15 protein-coding genes, 1 tRNA gene and 1 pseudogene are annotated in these 16,547 nt (G+C 45.5%); 10 read left to right on the top strand and 7 right to left on the bottom strand.

What is annotated here, in order from left to right; translation table 11 throughout:
- Positions 1-742: 742 nt before the first annotated feature.
- Positions 743-2,134: an L-seryl-tRNA(Sec) selenium transferase gene (gene selA, locus BMZ28_RS13740; protein ID WP_074824067.1), complete on the top strand. Its 1,392-nt coding sequence runs from the start codon at positions 743-745 to the stop codon at positions 2,132-2,134.
- Positions 2,131-4,011 (top strand): selenocysteine-specific translation elongation factor, encoded by a 1,881-nt coding sequence (gene selB / locus BMZ28_RS13745; RefSeq protein ID WP_074824070.1) that lies wholly within the window; start codon positions 2,131-2,133, stop codon positions 4,009-4,011. The genes selA and selB overlap by 4 nt, the downstream gene beginning before the upstream one ends.
- A 248-nt stretch (positions 4,012-4,259) precedes the next feature.
- Here selB and ykgO read toward each other — a convergent pair whose 3' ends face one another.
- The 3 genes and pseudogenes from ykgO to BMZ28_RS17530 all read right to left on the bottom strand — a co-directional run.
- Positions 4,260-4,403, bottom strand: coding sequence for a type B 50S ribosomal protein L36 (gene ykgO, locus BMZ28_RS13750; protein WP_047782296.1), 144 nt, complete (start codon positions 4,401-4,403; stop codon positions 4,260-4,262).
- A 174-nt stretch (positions 4,404-4,577) separates the two neighbouring features.
- Positions 4,578-4,901, bottom strand: coding sequence for a PsiF family protein (locus tag BMZ28_RS17525; RefSeq protein ID WP_047782820.1), 324 nt, complete (start codon positions 4,899-4,901; stop codon positions 4,578-4,580).
- Positions 4,887-5,210, bottom strand: a pseudogene (locus BMZ28_RS17530) (PsiF family protein); the annotation flags it as partial. The gene BMZ28_RS17525 and the pseudogene BMZ28_RS17530, both read right to left, overlap by 15 nt.
- Before the next feature lie 273 nt (positions 5,211-5,483).
- Between BMZ28_RS17530 and BMZ28_RS17535 the strand changes: the two are divergent.
- The 4 genes from BMZ28_RS17535 (at position 5,484) to BMZ28_RS13775 (ending at position 9,312) form a co-directional block, all read left to right on the top strand.
- A tRNA-Sec gene (locus tag BMZ28_RS17535) sits at positions 5,484-5,578 on the top strand.
- Positions 5,579-5,780: 202 nt separating this feature from the next.
- Positions 5,781-6,299 (top strand): sugar dehydrogenase complex small subunit, encoded by a 519-nt coding sequence (locus BMZ28_RS13765; RefSeq protein ID WP_047782295.1) that lies wholly within the window; start codon positions 5,781-5,783, stop codon positions 6,297-6,299.
- A gap of 26 nt (positions 6,300-6,325) precedes the next feature.
- Positions 6,326-7,915 carry a GMC family oxidoreductase gene (locus BMZ28_RS13770; protein ID WP_074824073.1) on the top strand — a complete coding sequence of 530 codons (1,590 nt, stop codon included), beginning with the start codon at positions 6,326-6,328 and terminating at the stop codon, positions 7,913-7,915.
- Positions 7,916-7,917: 2 nt separating this feature from the next.
- A complete protein-coding gene (locus BMZ28_RS13775; protein WP_074824078.1) occupies positions 7,918-9,312 on the top strand; it encodes a c-type cytochrome in 1,395 nt (464 codons plus the stop codon).
- A gap of 185 nt (positions 9,313-9,497) precedes the next feature.
- Here the strand turns inward: BMZ28_RS13775 and BMZ28_RS13780 are convergent, their stop codons facing one another.
- The 4 genes from BMZ28_RS13780 to BMZ28_RS13795 form a co-directional block, all read right to left on the bottom strand.
- Entirely contained in the window at positions 9,498-9,725 is a 228-nt protein-coding gene (locus tag BMZ28_RS13780; protein ID WP_047782292.1) for a sulfurtransferase TusA family protein, read from the bottom strand.
- A 4-nt stretch (positions 9,726-9,729) separates the two neighbouring features.
- Positions 9,730-10,764, bottom strand: a complete 1,035-nt coding sequence (locus BMZ28_RS13785) for a YeeE/YedE family protein (protein WP_074824079.1) — start codon at positions 10,762-10,764, stop codon at positions 9,730-9,732.
- A 504-nt stretch (positions 10,765-11,268) separates the two neighbouring features.
- Complete coding sequence (locus BMZ28_RS13790) at positions 11,269-11,688, bottom strand: hypothetical protein (protein WP_074824082.1); 420 nt, start codon at positions 11,686-11,688, stop codon at positions 11,269-11,271.
- Between the two features lie 47 nt (positions 11,689-11,735).
- Entirely contained in the window at positions 11,736-12,410 is a 675-nt protein-coding gene (locus tag BMZ28_RS13795; protein ID WP_074824084.1) for an SMI1/KNR4 family protein, read from the bottom strand.
- A gap of 302 nt (positions 12,411-12,712) precedes the next feature.
- On the opposite strand from BMZ28_RS13795, the gene BMZ28_RS13800 reads away from it, so the two are divergent.
- The 4 genes from BMZ28_RS13800 to BMZ28_RS13810 all read left to right on the top strand — a co-directional run bounded on the left by BMZ28_RS13800 (position 12,713) and on the right by BMZ28_RS13810 (position 16,285).
- The gene (locus BMZ28_RS13800; RefSeq protein WP_047782289.1) at positions 12,713-13,546 is read left to right on the top strand and encodes an MBL fold metallo-hydrolase; all 834 of its coding nucleotides are present in this window, start codon (positions 12,713-12,715) and stop codon (positions 13,544-13,546) included.
- A gap of 45 nt (positions 13,547-13,591) precedes the next feature.
- Entirely contained in the window at positions 13,592-14,083 is a 492-nt protein-coding gene (locus BMZ28_RS13805) for a GNAT family N-acetyltransferase (protein ID WP_074824087.1), read from the top strand.
- A gap of 128 nt (positions 14,084-14,211) precedes the next feature.
- Positions 14,212-14,343, top strand: a complete 132-nt coding sequence (locus BMZ28_RS17640) for a hypothetical protein (RefSeq protein WP_258554920.1) — start codon at positions 14,212-14,214, stop codon at positions 14,341-14,343.
- 601 nt (positions 14,344-14,944) lie between these two features.
- A complete protein-coding gene (locus BMZ28_RS13810) occupies positions 14,945-16,285 on the top strand; it encodes an anaerobic C4-dicarboxylate transporter (protein ID WP_074824090.1) in 1,341 nt (446 codons plus the stop codon).
- The last annotated feature ends 262 nt before the right edge of the window (positions 16,286-16,547 follow it).

The raw sequence follows: 16,547 nt of genomic DNA on the forward strand, positions 1-16,547 counted from the left end.
ATGATATAGGATAAAGTTAGTTAAAGAGTGTTTTGGGATTTTTTTAAAAAGGTGTTTTGCCGTTAATGAATGTCAATTAAAATGACATGTAGATATCTGTATATCTACTCATCAGGCATTCTTTCCATAGAATCATTCCCTGTTCTTCTGGCGTGGGGCTTATTTTGTTTAAAACAAAATATCTGTTTTGCAAATGCGTTTTTGTATTATTAATAATATACACACGTATTGGAAATCGTTTTAATCGATCGAAACTATCATTTTAATCACTTTAACCTATCAATTGGTTGTTATCGATCGATGCATCCTATATTTGTTATTAATTGAAATAATAACAATTGAATTAATAACTGTTGGTCTTAATTTGTTTGTTGTTTAAACCTTTTCTATAACCGTTATTTCCTGGGCACTGGAGTAGAATTGAAAATAGGATATCAACACGGCGAGCAGCAAAATGTTGATTAAATGAGTTGGTTAACGTTAATCATTTGGCGATGTTGTTTGGTGAGCGAGAGAGATGAGCTCGGCGATCTCATCGATATCTGTATTTTGGTCGCTGCATTAAGTGGGAATAACTTAGGTCAGATTACGGATAAACATATATTGGCCGCTTTAAATTGAGCCTTAATTACGTTTTTTTACCCTATTGGTTGATGTTAGTTGTGTACTGGTACACCTTGTACTTCACGTTATGGCAAGGAGCCGATATATTAGCGTCATTGATTTTTAATCGGTTGCCACTATGAATAACCAAACTCAGTCCTTATACAGTCAGATTCCTGCTGTTGACCGCTTACTTAACCTGCCTGAAATGGATGGGTTACTGTGTGAATACGGCCAGCATTTGGTTGCAGAGTCGCTGCGCAATTTACAGCAGCAGGCGCGACAGGAGATTGGTCAACACAATCGATTACCTGCATGGTGTCAGGATTGGGCTACCGCGGTGAAAAATGACCTGTCACAAAGACAGCGTTCTGGCTTACAGCCGGTCTTTAATCTCAGCGGTACGGTATTACACACCAATTTAGGGCGCGCCTTACTGGCTGAAGCTGCCATCGAGCAGGTGGCCAGCGTGATGAGAAACGCGGTCACGCTGGAATATGACTTAGACGGTGCCGGGCGTGGCCACCGGGATAATGTTATTTCTGACTTGCTATGTGAATTAACCGGTGCAGAAGCCGCCTGTATTGTTAATAACAATGCGGCAGCGGTAATGCTGATGTTGGCTGCGGTAGCGGCGGGCAAAGAAGTGGTGGTTTCTCGCGGTGAGCTGGTTGAGATTGGCGGAGCTTTCCGCGTGCCGGATGTGATGCGTCAGGCCGGGTGTCAATTGGTTGAAGTCGGTACGACTAATCGAACGCATTTAGCCGACTATCGGGATGCGGTCAGTGAACAAACTGGTTTATTGATGAAAGTACATACCAGTAATTATCATATTGAGGGTTTTACCGCTGCCGTTAATGAAGAAACTTTAGTGACGTTGGGGCGGGAGTTAGGTGTGCCGGTGGCGACCGACTTAGGTAGTGGTTCTCTGATCGATCTACAACAATACGGACTGCCAGCGGAACCGATGCCACAAAACCTGATTGCCTCAGGGGTCGACTTGGTGACGTTTTCCGGCGATAAGCTATTGGGTGGTCCACAAGCGGGGATTATTCTGGGTTCTAAATATTGGATTGAGAAAATTCAACGTCACCCACTAAAACGTGCGTTGCGTGCTGGCAAGCTGACATTGGCCGCATTAGAAGCCACATTGCGCCTTTATCAACAGCCGGATCGATTAGCCGCTTCTCTGCCTACGCTACGGCTGCTTAGCCGGGATAAATCAGAAATGCAGGTCATGGCAAGCCAACTGATTACCCCATTGCAGCAGCGATACGGTGAACAATTTGCGGTGTCGATAGAGCCATGTTTATCTCAAATTGGCAGTGGTTCGCTACCGGTTGATCGTTTACCAAGCTATGCACTGACGTTTGCACCAATGGATGGCCGTGGCCGGACGTTAGAGGCACTGGCGGAAAAATGGCGCGGCCTAGCCAAGCCTGTAATTGGTCGAATTCAGGATGGAAAGCTGTGGCTGGATTTACGCTGTCTTGAAGATCAGGATGCATTGCTGGAGGGGTTGTTAGCATGATTATTGCTACCGCCGGCCACGTCGATCACGGAAAATCTACCTTATTACAAGCGTTAACCGGGGCGGAAAGTACCGATCGCCTACCGGAGGAAAAACGCCGGGGTATGACCATTGATTTGGGTTACGTTTATCTGCCGTTATCTGACGAACAAGTTTTAGGATTTATTGATGTCCCCGGCCATGAAAAGTTTTTAGCGAATATGTTGGCAGGGGTCGACGGTGTACAACATGCTCTGCTGGTTGTGGCTTGTGATGATGGCATCATGGCGCAGACCCGCGAACATTTGGCGATTTTACGCCTGATCGGTATTCCAGCGATCACCGTTGCCCTGACTAAAGCGGATAGAGTAACACCGGAACGCGTAACCAGCGTCAGGAAGCAAATTCTCGATGAACTGGATGCCCAAGGTTGGCACGATTGTCCAATCTTTAGCACTGCGGCACCGGAAGGTACCGGTATTCCTGAGTTGCGAGAGCATTTGATTACTCTGTACCACAACCGCACTGAAGATGCCCAATCAGCACTGCACCGTTTTCGTTTGGCGGTTGACCGGGCTTTTACCATAAAAGGCAGCGGGTTAGTGGTGACCGGAACCGCATTCAGCGGTCAGGTAAAGGTGGGTGATACTTTATGGATGACCGGCGCTAATCGTCCGGTTAGGGTCAGAAGCATTCATGCACAAAACCAACCTGCCGAGCAAGCGGGAGCCGGTGAGCGTATTGCCTTGAATATTACCGGTGATATCAGTAAGCAGGAAGTCAGCCGCGGTGATTGGTTACTGCAACAGGAGCCTCTCGACAACAGCGATCGGGTACTGGCAATACTGCATTGTGATAAGCCGCTACGCCACTGGCAATCGGTTCATCTACACCATTCGGTTAATCACATTACCGGCCGGGTTTCCATGCTACAGGATGGTGCGGTGAGTATCGGTAGCGATATTTTGGTTGAGCTGGTGCTGGATGAACCTTTATTACTGGCGGAAAATGACCGAATTATTGTGCGCGATATTAGTGCACGTGAGACGCTGGGCGGAGCCAGAGTATTACGACTACAGCCCCCGCGCCGCGGTAAACGCCAGGCGGAATATCTGCATAAGCTGCATCAGTTGAGTGAAATGCCTGATGATGCTCAGGTGCTTAAACTCAGACTGACAGAAGGAAGTTTATCCCTTAGTGAATTTGGTTGGGCACGTCAGCTAACCGATGGTGGTATTCAATCGCTACTGGCCCAATCTGATTGTACTGTGGTGGGGGATACCGCGCTGGAGCGGGAAAAGGTGGAAGATTTTCAGCAGCAGTTGATTGATATTTTGCATGACTTCCACCAACAGCATCTCGACCAACTTGGCGTTGGACGCGCGCGGTTACGCCGCATGGCGCTGCCGACGGAGCCAGAAGCGCTGGTATTTGCCCTGATTGATAACTTATTAGCCCATGGCCGCTTGAGCAATAGCCGTGGCTGGCTACATTTGCCGGAATTTAGCTTGGCCTTTAGCGCTGATGAGCAGGTTGCTTGGCAACAGTTAGAGCCGAAGTTTGGTGATGAGCCATTCTGGGTACGAGATTTGGCCGAAGAGCTGGCGTTGGATGAGCAGCAGGTTAGAGCTGTACTGCGTAAAGCGGCTCAATTGGGGCATGTTACTGCGGTAGTTCGCGATCGCTACTATTTAAGCAGCCGTATTCGTCAGTTTGCTGATTTGATTCGCACCATGCACGCCACTCAGGGAAGCACTTGTGCCGCAGACTTCCGCGATAGATTAGGCGTTGGGCGTAAGCTGGCTATTCAGGTGCTGGAGTTTTTTGACCGCAGCGGGTTTACCCGTCGGCGGGGTAATGAGCATTTGTTGAGGGATCAGGGACTCTTTATGGATTAACCTGTTCCAGATGAAACACCCGGTTAGCTGTTTTAGTGACGATTTTTCCTGTCACGTGGGGATAAAAAGTTAGTGATTACTAACATAAAAGATGATTGATAATCTGTTTCTATGCTGATTCAAGGCATTAGCGGAATGATGGGCAAGATAGAATATGGCTGAAATCAGTTAACGGAAGATACCAGCCACCTAAATAAGTTAGTAAGCACTCACAAGGAAAGTGCTTACTTAGCAGGAAAGTTAATTATTTAGCCTTTTTTGCTTTTTCCTCCCTGCACGGCTTTAAAGCGCGGGTTGGATTTACAAATCACATAGATTCTTCCACGGCGGCGAACAATTTTACAGTCAGGATGACGCTGTTTGGCGGAACGGAGCGAGCTTAATACCTGCATAATAGTCCTTAAAATGATATGTTATAATATAACAATTATAAGTATGCATGTATTTCCTAAAGGGTGCAACCATAGGGATTGTCGGGAATTGGGTGAAGCACGCGGATCTTTATTTCAGTCAAAACAAAGGGCACCTTTTAGGTACCCTTTATTCGAATATTTAGCGTGGTTAAATCAGGCTGCTTTTTTCAGACAGGTATCCATAAAGGTTTTACGATCATTACCTTTCAGGGCTTTGTCGCCTGCTTCTTTATTACATTCGGCCATTTTTTGTTGCTGCGGTGTCACCGCTTTTTCATTTGCGGCGGGTTTACCGGTCAGGCAGGTACTCATAAAGGTTTTACGGTCTTCGCCTTTCAGGTTCTTAGTGCCGGCTTCTTTATTACAGTCAGCCATTTTTTGCTGCTGAGGTGTAGCTGTAGCTACAGCAGCACCTGTGGTTGCAGCCGCTGCCGCTTTTTCAGTCGTGGCGGGTTTACTGGTCAGGCAGGTGCTCATAAAGGTTTTACGGTCGTCGCCTTTCAGGTTCTTCGTGCCGGCTTCTTTATTACAGTCGGCCATTTTTTGCTGTTGTGGAGTCACTTTCTTTTCATCGATAGTTGATCCAGCTTTCAGGCAGGTGCTCATAAAGGTTTTGCGTTCATCGCCTTTAAGGTTCTTATCCGCTGCGGCTTTATTACAGTTAGTCATTTTTTCACGCTGGGCAAGCTGGGCTGCTGATGGTTCTTTGGCCGAGGTATCTGCGGCCATAGCGCCAGAAATAAAGCACAGGCTCAGCAACACAGGTAAGACAGAAAACATACGCATGGACGATTTCCTTAAATAAATAGGGGTAGTAATAAGCATAGTCCAATGGGAATAAAGTTGCCGTGGTGGCAAGAATAATATGCTGCTGTGAAGGTAAAGGGTGGGACGCCTTTGGTTTTCTGCGTTAGTTTGGCTTTTGGTTCAGATATTATGTCTTTGATTGGCATAAAATGAATGCTGGTAAAACCGCCGACGGGTGATAAAAATTAACGGTACCATCCCCTTCATTTAACGGTATAATCACCGCGTTTCTTTATCTGTACCCTTCAGAATGGAAGGTCATCGTCCCCGGTGGGGCGGCTGGACTTCAAATCCAGATGGGGCCGCCAGCGGTCCCTGGCAGGTTCGACTCCTGTGACTTTCCGCCAATTTGGTTCTTCCTGGTTGTTTTAAAGTCTATTAATTCCTTATATATCCCGCTTCACAGCCCATTTGGTTATGGTGAGGTATTTTGCAGTCTATTAAAAAGAAAGCATAAAATGCTATGCCTAAGTCACATTTATAACATTTTATTTACAATCTTATCGTTAAGTGTGATAGTCGATCTACTTTCTTAAACAGGCACTCATCATGTTATCCAGAAGGAATCTTTTGATATCTGGTGCGGCCCTGACCGGATTCGCCGTACTCAGATCCGCACTATCTTGGGCCTCAGAGCCTAACGAAAGCAGTGATAGCGCTATTTTCTTTAAGCTCTCTCTGTTATTAACCAGCAGAAAACACCTCAGCCCGGTCGTGGCACAACGTGCGTTGCACGGTCTGGTCACCGAGGATGCTCAATTTCTACAAAATATGCGGCAGCTTTCAACGGCGATGACGCACGAAAATATCACTTCAGCTGACCAACTTTACGGTCATCCGCTAATGAACGGTTCCTTTGGTGACACGGCTAAAAAGATTCTTTCAGCTTGGTATCTTGGCTATACCGGTACGCCAGTGCCCTTACGAGCGTCCGATAGTACTCGATTTGTTACTTATACCGACGCATTAGCCTACGCGCCAACTCTTGATGCTACCGTCATCCCAACCTACTCTCGCGGACGTACCAACTACTGGGTACAACCACCGGTGACCATAAAAAACGATTAACACCCGTTTAAGATGTGAGCAATGCCATGAACAACCAATATGACGCCGATGTGATTGTCATCGGTTCAGGTGCGCTCGGCAGTAATGCCGCAACCGTCCTTGCCAACAAGGGTAAATCGGTGATTATTCTCGAAGCCGGAGAAAAGATCCCTCGCTGGAAAATTGTTGAAAACTTCAGAAATTCATCGAAAAAAAGTAACTATAACTCGCCATACCCCAATGAACCTTGGGCTCGTCATTCTTATGATGAGCAGTACATTGAAAATACCGGTCCGTTTGATTTCCGCCCCGGTATGCTGAAATTGGTGGGTGGCACCACTTGGCACTGGGCTGCCGCCTGTTGGCGCTCTTTACCGAATGATATGAAGCTGAAGTCGCTGTATGGCGTGGGGCGAGACTGGCCGATGGAATACAGTGAACTTGAGCCGTATTACCAGAAAGCGGAGGAGGCATTAGGCGTCTGCGGTAGTGATACTGACGATCAGAGTGGACAGGGAGGCGGTGCTTTTCCTCCTCGTTCCAAACCTTACCCGATGGAGCCGGAGGGGGAAACTTATCTATTTCAGCGCTTAAAAAGCCGTCTGAGTCCGGTGGGCTATCACTTTATCCATGAACCGAACGGGCGTGCTACCCGGGCTTATGACAGTCGGCCTGCCTGTAGCGGTAATAATAACTGTATGCCGGTGTGCCCAATTGGTTCGATGTACAGTGACGATGTGCATGCCCAGCATGCGGAAGATGCCGGTGCGATGCTGATGACAGACTCTACTGCCTGGAAATTAGAAAAGGGCACTGACGACAAAATTGTTGCTGTGCATGTGCGTAGTTCTAAAGGTCTTGAGACTCGGCTAACGGCAAAATATTTTATTGTGGCTGCCCACGGGCTGGAAACGCCAAAACTGCTGTTGCTGTCGGATGTGGCCAACAGTTCCGATCAGGTTGGCCGCAACCTGATGGATCATACCGGAATGGGGTTACAGTTTCTCGCTGATGAACCGCTATGGCCGGGACGCGGAGCCGTCCAGCAGGGTGGAATATTTAACAATCGGGACGGCGATTTTCGTCGAAATCGTGCCGCGATTAAACACGCCATTTCTAACAATGTACCCAACATGACTGTTGCCAGCCGCCTGATAGCAAAGGGTGTTGTTGGCGCCGAGTTAGACAAGCAGATCCGCCATCAGGCATCGCGTTGGGTTGATATATCGTCGGTGTTTGAAATTCTACCTCAGGCGACGAATACCGTACGCCCGAGCACGACGCGTAAAGACGCATTGGGTATTCCAATGCTGACCGTCCACTATGAAGTGGATGATTACGTTAAGGCCGCTAAGTCGGTGGTTGATGCTGATTACCAACAATTCGTCAGCTTGATGGGCGGTACGGTGATTGAAGATAACACCGGCTGGCAGAATCGTGATCACATTATGGGAACCGTCATTATGGGGACTAGCCCGAAAGATTCGGTCGTGAATCATGAATGTCGTTGTTGGGATCATAGCAATTTATTTCTGGCGACCACCGGTGTCATTCCCGCTTCTGGCGTGGTTAATCCAACGTTGACCGGTGTTGCATTGAGCATTCGTGCGGCTGAAATCATCATTCGTGAGATTTGAATATGAAGATTGATTGCAAACGTTTAACCGTTGTCACGGTGCTGATAGGGCTTTTTGTCTCTTTCCCGTTGCTGGCGGTAGAATCTGAAGCTAATAACGCGTTGATTGAACGGGGTAAATATATTGCTATTGCTGCCGACTGCGCAGCTTGCCATCGTCAAGCGGTTGAAAACGGAGTGCCGTTTGCCGGAGGCTATGCTATTGCGTCGCCGATGGGGAACATTATTGCCAGCAATATTACCCCATCCCGACAGTTTGGTATTGGTAACTATACCGAGATACAGTTTGCTGATGCGGTGCGTAGAGGTCTGGCGCAAGACGGTAGAAACCTTTATCCAGCAATGCCTTATACGGCCTATTATGGCATCAGTGATCAGGATATCCATGCACTTTACGCGTACTTTATGCAGGGCGTAAAACCGGCAGATATAGCGCCAACGGCGGTTACTGATCTGGGGTTTCCTTTCAATATTAGACAGGTCATGCTGGGCTGGAACCTGCTGTATCGAAACGAAAAACAGCTTGAAAAACAGGCAGGTATTTCTGAGCAATTATACCGGGGGCAGTATTTAGTTGAGGTACTGGGGCATTGCAGTACGTGCCATACGCCGCGCAATATGATGATGGCAGAGAAGAGTAGCCTGTACTTGTCGGGTAGCCCCCTCGGTGGTTGGTATGCGCCAAATATTACCTCGGATAGCAGCGGTATTGCTGGCTGGAGTCAGCGCGATTTGGTGACCTATTTGCAAACTGGTCATCTGGCGAATAAAGCTCAGGCGGCAGGTCCGATGGCCGAAGCGGTTGAGAAAAGTTTTCGCTTTATGACGGATGAAGATCTGAACGCCATGGCCGCATGGATTAAACAGGTACCTGCCGTTTCTACCCCAGTAGCCACTAAATCGCCGCGGTCGTTAGCAACCGATATTAACAACGTTATTATTGGTCAAGGTAATCAGGCTTCGCTGGTGGATATTTCACAAACCGACGGAGCTACGCTGTATGAAAGCGCCTGTGCCAGCTGTCATGGTCGGCAGGGACAAGGGACTGCCGATAATTTTTATCCATCATTAACCCACAATAGCGCTGTTTCCGGCCCAGGCCCACAGAATCTGGTCATGACCATTGTAATGGGCATTCAGCGCAAAGGCAGTGACGGTGAAGTCAGTATGCCGGCTTTTGGTCAACAGATGAATAATGAGCAGATTGCTTCACTCAGCAACTATGTACGTAATCAGTTTGCCAATATTGACGATAGGCTAACGGCAGAAAACGTACAGATGTTACGCAACGGCGGTGAGTTACCGTTTATCGTGCTCTATCTGAATTGGCTAATGGGGGCCGGTGCTGTGATAGTGCTGCTGATCCTGTTTGGCTTAATGCGGTTGAGGAAACGATAAGCCTTATCGTGGGAAAGTCTCGCCTCAATGTTTTATGCTGAAAAAAGGGCAAGTACTCAATTTACCGTGTACTCAAAAAAAGCTGTATCGGTAATAAACACGATACAGCTTATTAAATCCAATCAGTTTTTAGTATTAGCATCAGATATAAGTCATGCTGATATCTGGTTTATTCCGGTAAATTTTTACCCTTTCTGGATACTAATTTGCCATTGAGCATCGCCAGTTTGTTTAAAGCTGGTGACTTGATGACCATCTTCAACCGCCCAGCGGGGTAAGTTTTCTGTTGCTTGAGCGCAGTCATACTCAATAACCAGCGTATCGCCGCTATTGAGTTCAGCAATGTGTTTTTTCGCTTCAATTAAAGGAAAAGGGCAAAGTTTTCCAGTGGTATCTAATGTTAATGTTTTCATTTTTTTATGCCTTTTGTTGTTTAACTAATTGATTAGGAATAATAATGGTGAAATAACTCACCAACCAACTTCCTAAAAGAATGCAGGGAATAAACAGCCAACCTTGCCAGGAAAACCAAGCGGTATTTACTACGGTATTACCTAACATACAGCCACCAGCCAGTCCGCTACCGATTCCCATAAACAACCCACCCGCCAGACTTTTTGCCAGCGTTGGCCATCCTGGAGAACGTAGTCTTAACTCCTGACTGCCCCATGCAGCCACTAAAGCTCCGACAAAAATCCCCATTAATAAATATCCTGCCCAGCCAAAGAATCCGGTTTTACCTTCCGTTAGCAATGAGAAGAGTTGTGCACTGGGCCCGCTGATCCCTAATCCGCCAACTCGGCCAGACATCAAACTTGATGGCCAGGCTAATAAAGCAATAACGGCAATAAAAATCGCGGTAATAAAAGGGTGCCACCTCGCTTCAAATAACCAATGTGCGAGACCTTGTTTACGCGGTTCCGGCTGTGGAATGGAATACGGCTTTCTTTTTAAATGGCGATAAACTAAAAAGACCGTGATGAAGGTTAAGAATAGGACGGCAACCCAGGGAGAAATGTTCAAGGTTTGGGTCAGCGAAGCATCAGGTAACGATGGGGCATTAATAGGAGCAAATAGCTGCTTACCGCTTGGCTGGCGGATATACCAGCTGGAAACGACAAAGCCTACCACTGCAATCATACTTCCCGCTAAGCCTTCAGCAGCACGATAATAAGCGCCGGTAGAGCATGAACCGGCCAAACCCATTCCTATGCCAAACGTGACGCCACCAACCAATGTTGCCAGCCAGTGAAAATCGCCGGAAGGTAATTTTGCCCAATCTAGCGCGATGAAAGCGAACAGCCCTATGCTTTGCAGAGTAATAATAATCAGAATGGCAATCGTCATTCGACTATCGCGGAATAGGTAGAGATCGCGTAGCCCACCGGCCATGCAGAAACGGCCACGCTGCATGATAAAACCGAGAAGAAAGCCCAAAAACAGACCTGTCATAGGGGGAAACTCCTGTCGTTATAGGTATTACTATAGATAAATGGTAAAAATACGGGCGGAAGTGTACTGCTTTTTAAGAGAAGGGAGTTAATGACATTCTACAAAATGGGATAAAAATATCATATTTAAACAGTGGGCAAATCTTTCCAAATCAACCACCGCCGGAAGATCATCAGTATTCAGCTACAGACAGCGGTAGGCTGGTTTCTCCATTGCTCGCGTTATTTCATTGATATAAATTAGTGGGTGAGGCCAATCAGACTCCCTTCAAACTCACAGATAAGCCAAAAGAACATCAATAACGCTACACCGATAGTCATAAAGACTAATTTATCATTCATCGCTACACATCCTTGTTATGCTATTTACTGACAGAACCAGATTCCCTGATGAGGAATAGCATAATCATTGGTAGATCTTTCACAACCCATTTGATTGTTTATTTTTACGGCATCTCTCCGTTACGGGCTACTGTATTCTTCATCGCTTGAGAACGAGCATGGCTTATGGCATGCACTCAATGACGTCTGGTTTTTGGTAATTGATAATTTTGATCAGTTTAGCCACGTCAAAATCATCATTTTGCTGTTGGTTGACGTGATAGTCTGAGACTTCCACTGTGAGCTTGCCGCTGTACCCACATCCTTTTTCTGGTGCTTGGTTGGGAATATCCAATGCCTTACGCGCTTGTTCATAGTCACTGAAGCAGAACCAAAGCTGGCGTTCATCATTTTTGCTACGCGGAATCTGCTTACCTGTCTGAGCATCCGGTGACATGCAAATATTTTTACCGATCATCTCCATACTCATTTCGTCAGTGTAAAAGCTATATTCACCGGATAGCGTCATCGTATTTGCAGCAGCGCTACTAAAGCTGATGAAACAGGTTGAGAGGGCAAGCAGCCCTACTTTCAGGCTTGGCATTGTGACTCCCGTTAATGTTGAGTGTGGCAATGTCATGACGACTGTATTTAAATGCACTGTTTTTCCGCCCAACGGCAGAATGGGTCTTCGCTATTGGTGTCACCGATTTCAGCCGGATATTTTACTATTTCCAGAGCCGTATTCGGGATCGTAACGTCAAATGTGCTTGTTACCCATTGTTGATAAGCCTTATTGGGGTATATGTATATGCCGCTGGCGGATTCCGGACTGTTGGGTGGATAAGGATATTCCTCATTCCAGCAAAGTTCGTCGTAGCCAATGGCCATCAGGCGCAGAAAATCGACCATGTTGTCCGCTAAAACACAGCTGAGTATTGAGCCTGAGCCGGAACCCATATGCACAATTTTAAGTTGGTCTTCATCATCCAGCCATAATGCTGCTTCGGAACCTTCGGCTCCAGTTCTGGCAAAGACGAACAGGCGCTCGGAAATCTGTGGATCGTTTTCTTTTCTGCCAAACCAATATTTTAGTCCATCATTTGCGGTTGCGGAGAATTGAATGATGGTACCGCCGTGCCGTTCTTCATCGGTCCAGCTTTGTTCCAGTTTGTCTTGCGGATACAGAAAGCCAATACGCTGTTTATCATCGAGATCTTGATAGTGGCCTTGCTGTTCAATCCATTCATAGAGCATAGCCAGTTCATCTGGGATCCAGAGTTTAGTGGGTAAAATAGCGTTAAGTTGATCGAATAGTTTTCCCATGATGTGCTCACTCGTTCAGTTTGAGTTGAAGGTAACTTTTGATGTTATAACAGGAAATCAGCGATGAAATCAGCGGGGCACATCACAACAGGAAAAACAATCAGCAATGGGGCGCTAAATTATCGAAAGCGTTGGCGATATTCACTAGGAGATACCTGAGCTGTGGGGTTTTTTGTTGCTTTAATCACCTGATATTGCTTGTGATTAGTGGGCATAGTTTTTATATTGCTTCAATAACGCTGTTTGATAAGACGGATGTCGCTTTCTATCGGTGGGTAAGCGAGTAACCAATAAGGAATGCTATGAAGTTAACAGTCTTGCTGGATAATAATACCCTGATCGATCGCTATTTGATTGGTGAGCCGGGTGTGTGCTACCACATTGATATTGATGGCCGGCAGGTTTTGTTAGATACCGGTTACTCTAATGTGTTTATGCAAAATGCCGATATTTTAGGCATCGACTTAAAGCAGGTGGATACTATTATTTTGTCCCATGGGCATAACGATCATACCTGGGGATTGGGTCATTTAATGCAATATTTCGATCGTACCGATCGGCCAACGGATAAGCGCATTCAACTCGTTGCCCATCCTGATGCTTTTGCGCCGAAGTTCTACGGCGATAAAATTATTGGCGCAAACTATCCGCAGGACTGCTATAGCAATTATCTGGATAAGGTCGAAACTAAGGAACCTTACTACATTACCGATAACTTGCTGTTTCTGGGTGAAATAAAACGTACCAACGACTTTGAGGCACAGCGTCCGGTTGGCCAGACCAAAGATTGCTGTGGCAATTTGGTGAGTGACTATGTACTGGATGATAGTGCCTTGGTGTATACCGGCCCGGATGGTCTGGTGGTGATTTCCGGATGCTCCCATTCTGGTATCTGTAACATTGTGGACTATGCAATTAGCGTAACCGGCGATAAACGTGTGTCAGCGGTGATAGGCGGTTTCCATTTACAGAACGCCAGTAACACCTTGATGGCTCGTACCGCTGAACATTTAGGACGTATACAGCCAGAGAGTTTGTATCCTTGCCACTGTACCGATCTTAACGCCAAAATCGCACTGGCTCAGAGCACCAATGTGAACGAGGTCGGCGTAGGAAAAGTATTAGAGTTTGCCTAAAGTCGGTTTGAAAAAGTTGGTAATAAACGAAAGGACGATGTCATTGTGGAATCGATAAAAATAAGAACGGCATTGCCGCAAGATGTTGCTCGATGCTATGAGATTGAAACAACTGCCTATGAAGGTGATGAAGCCGCGACCGAAGCGAAAATTGCCAAGCGCATTGAAGTCTATCCTGAAGGATTTTTGCTGTTGGAAACGGTAGAAGGCATTACCGGTTTTATCAACAGCGGCTGTGCTTATGATGTTGTTATGTCTGATGAAGAGTTTAAAGAGCTAATTGGTCACGACTCTGACGCACCGAATGTGGTGATTATGTCAGTAGTTGTTGATCCGGATTTTCAGGGAAAGGGCTATTCTGCCGTTTTAATGAAGGCATTTATTCAGCATATGCAGGAATTGGGTAAGAAAACCATTCATCTAATGTGCAAACAGCGTCATATTGGGCTGTATGAAAAATTTGGTTTTGTTTACGTTAAACAGTCTGAATCCGATCACGGTGGCATGTCGTGGCACGAGATGGTCATGGATATTTAATGGGGAATCATCAGCTTTCGAATGGCACTCTCCAAATGTTTGTGTGGCGCACTGGTGGACATCAAAGGGTGTTTTTTGCTGCTGAAGAGTGCGCTATAATCATTGTTCGATGATGGGGAGAGTAATGTATGAGTGATGATATTTTTGATTTTGATATTGATGCCGAGTTAGAACAGGCTGAGAAGAAAGCCCAGCAAAAAGCCAGCGAAATTCCTGATGCTGTTCAGGATGAAGGCGACTGTGAAGGCTGTAAAATCTGATTTTATCTGTTTGTAGATAGCCACCTTAGGGTGGTTATCTTGATCTCGATATACCTGAGATGGTAAATAATATATCTATTATCCCGCCGCTGGCATAATTCTGCTGAACTTCTGCAATATTTACTCTTCCACTTTATTTCAATTCATTATTACTTGAGTATAAAAATACTGCTTAATCAATATTGTTATTTATTGGTTAATAAAGTTGATATTTTTTATATTTTACATTGATTAATGTTTACATAATATTAACCGTGTTAGCCTTCATAACTAAGCGGTTATTCCTCTTTCTTATCTTCATTTATTTATGTTTCCCATTATTGGAATATTAATTGATAAAAATTATATCTGTATCAAGAAATAGAGAAAATAATACCGATATAGTCAAATTTCCCAATGAATTAGATCTAAGAATAAATAGATGGCTACATTTTGAGATGGTCGTTTAGTTTTTTGATTTCATATAGTTAATATGCATAACAGAAATTATTTATTAATAACGTGAGGAAAGTCACTGATATTTAAAAATAATAAAATCATTCAATTTTAAATAACTATTTAATTTTTATTTGAATATTCATTCGTATGTTCGGGGGTATACATGGATTTTGCTATACAACTTATCATCATATTGATCTGCCTTTTTTATGGGGCGCGTAAAGGCGGTATTGCACTTGGTTTATTAGGCGGTATCGGATTAGTTATTCTGGTGTTTGTCTTTCATCTTCAGCCGGGTAAACCACCTGTTGATGTCATGTTGGTTATTATTGCCGTTGTTGCTGCCTCCGCGACTTTGCAGGCTTCAGGCGGCTTAGATGTGATGTTGCAGATCGCTGAAAAGCTACTGCGTAAGAATCCCAAGTATGTTTCTATTGTTGCGCCATTCGTAACCTGTACGCTAACCATTCTCTGCGGTACCGGTCACGTGGTATATACCATTTTGCCGATTATTTATGACGTGGCGATTAAAAATAATATTCGCCCTGAACGACCTATGGCGGCTAGTTCGGTAGGGGCCCAAATGGGGATTATTGCCAGTCCAGTTTCCGTGGCAGTGGTTTCGCTGGTGGCGATGTTGGGCAACTTTACCTTTAACGGTAAGCATCTTGAGTTTTTGGATTTACTGGCCATCACTATCCCTTCAACGCTGATAGGTGTATTAGCCATTGGTATTTTCAGTTGGTTTCGGGGTAAAGACCTGGATAAAGATGAAGATTTCCAGAAATTTATCTCAGTACCGGAAAATAAACACTATGTGTACGGTGATACGGCAACGTTGTTAGATAAAAAGCTGCCGATGAACAACTGGGTAGCAATGTGGATCTTCCTGGCTTCTATCGCCGTTGTTGCATTGTTGGGAGCATTCTCTAACTTACGCCCTGAGTTCGGCGGCAAGCCTCTGTCGATGGTGTTAGTGATTCAGATGTTTATGCTGTTATCGGGCGCACTGATTATTATCATTACTAAGACCAATCCCGCTTCGATTTCCAAGAACGAGGTGTTTCGTTCCGGGATGATCGCGATTGTTGCGGTATATGGCATCGCATGGATGGCGGAAACGATGTTCGGTGCCCATATGACCGAAATTAAAGCGGTATTGGGTGACTTGGTTAAAGAGTTCCCGTGGGCTTATGCCATTGTGCTACTGCTGGTGTCGAAGTTTGTTAACTCTCAGGCTGCTGCGTTGGCGGCGATTGTTCCGGTTGCTTTGGCCATTGGGGTTGATCCTGCCTATATCGTGGCATCCGCACCTGCGTGTTATGGCTACTATATTCTGCCAACTTATCCGAGCGATCTGGCGGCTATCCAGTTTGACCGTTCAGGTACAACCAGCATTGGCCGTTTTGTGATTAACCACAGCTTTATTCTGCCGGGATTAATTGGGGTTGGCGTTTCCTGCGTATTTGGCTGGATATTTGCGGCGGCATACGGTTTCTTATAACTGTCAGATAAACGTGCGCCATGATGATATCGCGCACGTTATCAAAACTCTTCTCAGGGGATTTATTCTTGAGATGCTGATGTCCTTTTTGTTCATTAAAGCCATAATGAAATTAAATAAAACTTAAGCTAAATCAGATAAATAAAAATCATTCTATTTAATAGTCAGAATCCGGCTATAAACTATTGTATTCAAAGTTTCCTTACTTTATGGTGTCGGCGTCGCTCAAGCATCAGCCACGATATTCTCGTGATGATTTTTT

This window comes from Pragia fontium DSM 5563 = ATCC 49100 (assembly GCF_900112475.1).
In the GTDB taxonomy this organism is placed as follows: domain Bacteria; phylum Pseudomonadota; class Gammaproteobacteria; order Enterobacterales; family Enterobacteriaceae; genus Pragia; species Pragia fontium.

Coding starts and splice junctions, on each gene's coding strand:
- selA (WP_074824067.1), top strand. CDS start 743: ATGAATAACCAAACTCAGTCCTTATACAGTCAGATTCCTGCTGTTGAC.
- selB (WP_074824070.1), top strand. CDS start 2,131: ATGATTATTGCTACCGCCGGCCACGTCGATCACGGAAAATCTACCTTA.
- ykgO (WP_047782296.1), bottom strand. CDS start 4,403: ATGCAGGTATTAAGCTCGCTCCGTTCCGCCAAACAGCGTCATCCTGAC.
- BMZ28_RS17525 (WP_047782820.1), bottom strand. CDS start 4,901: ATGAGCACCTGCCTGACCAGTAAACCCGCCACGACTGAAAAAGCGGCA.
- BMZ28_RS13765 (WP_047782295.1), top strand. CDS start 5,781: ATGTTATCCAGAAGGAATCTTTTGATATCTGGTGCGGCCCTGACCGGA.
- BMZ28_RS13770 (WP_074824073.1), top strand. CDS start 6,326: ATGAACAACCAATATGACGCCGATGTGATTGTCATCGGTTCAGGTGCG.
- BMZ28_RS13775 (WP_074824078.1), top strand. CDS start 7,918: ATGAAGATTGATTGCAAACGTTTAACCGTTGTCACGGTGCTGATAGGG.
- BMZ28_RS13780 (WP_047782292.1), bottom strand. CDS start 9,725: ATGAAAACATTAACATTAGATACCACTGGAAAACTTTGCCCTTTTCCT.
- BMZ28_RS13785 (WP_074824079.1), bottom strand. CDS start 10,764: ATGACAGGTCTGTTTTTGGGCTTTCTTCTCGGTTTTATCATGCAGCGT.
- BMZ28_RS13790 (WP_074824082.1), bottom strand. CDS start 11,688: ATGCCAAGCCTGAAAGTAGGGCTGCTTGCCCTCTCAACCTGTTTCATC.
- BMZ28_RS13795 (WP_074824084.1), bottom strand. CDS start 12,410: ATGGGAAAACTATTCGATCAACTTAACGCTATTTTACCCACTAAACTC.
- BMZ28_RS13800 (WP_047782289.1), top strand. CDS start 12,713: ATGAAGTTAACAGTCTTGCTGGATAATAATACCCTGATCGATCGCTAT.
- BMZ28_RS17640 (WP_258554920.1), top strand. CDS start 14,212: ATGAGTGATGATATTTTTGATTTTGATATTGATGCCGAGTTAGAACAG.
- BMZ28_RS13810 (WP_074824090.1), top strand. CDS start 14,945: ATGGATTTTGCTATACAACTTATCATCATATTGATCTGCCTTTTTTAT.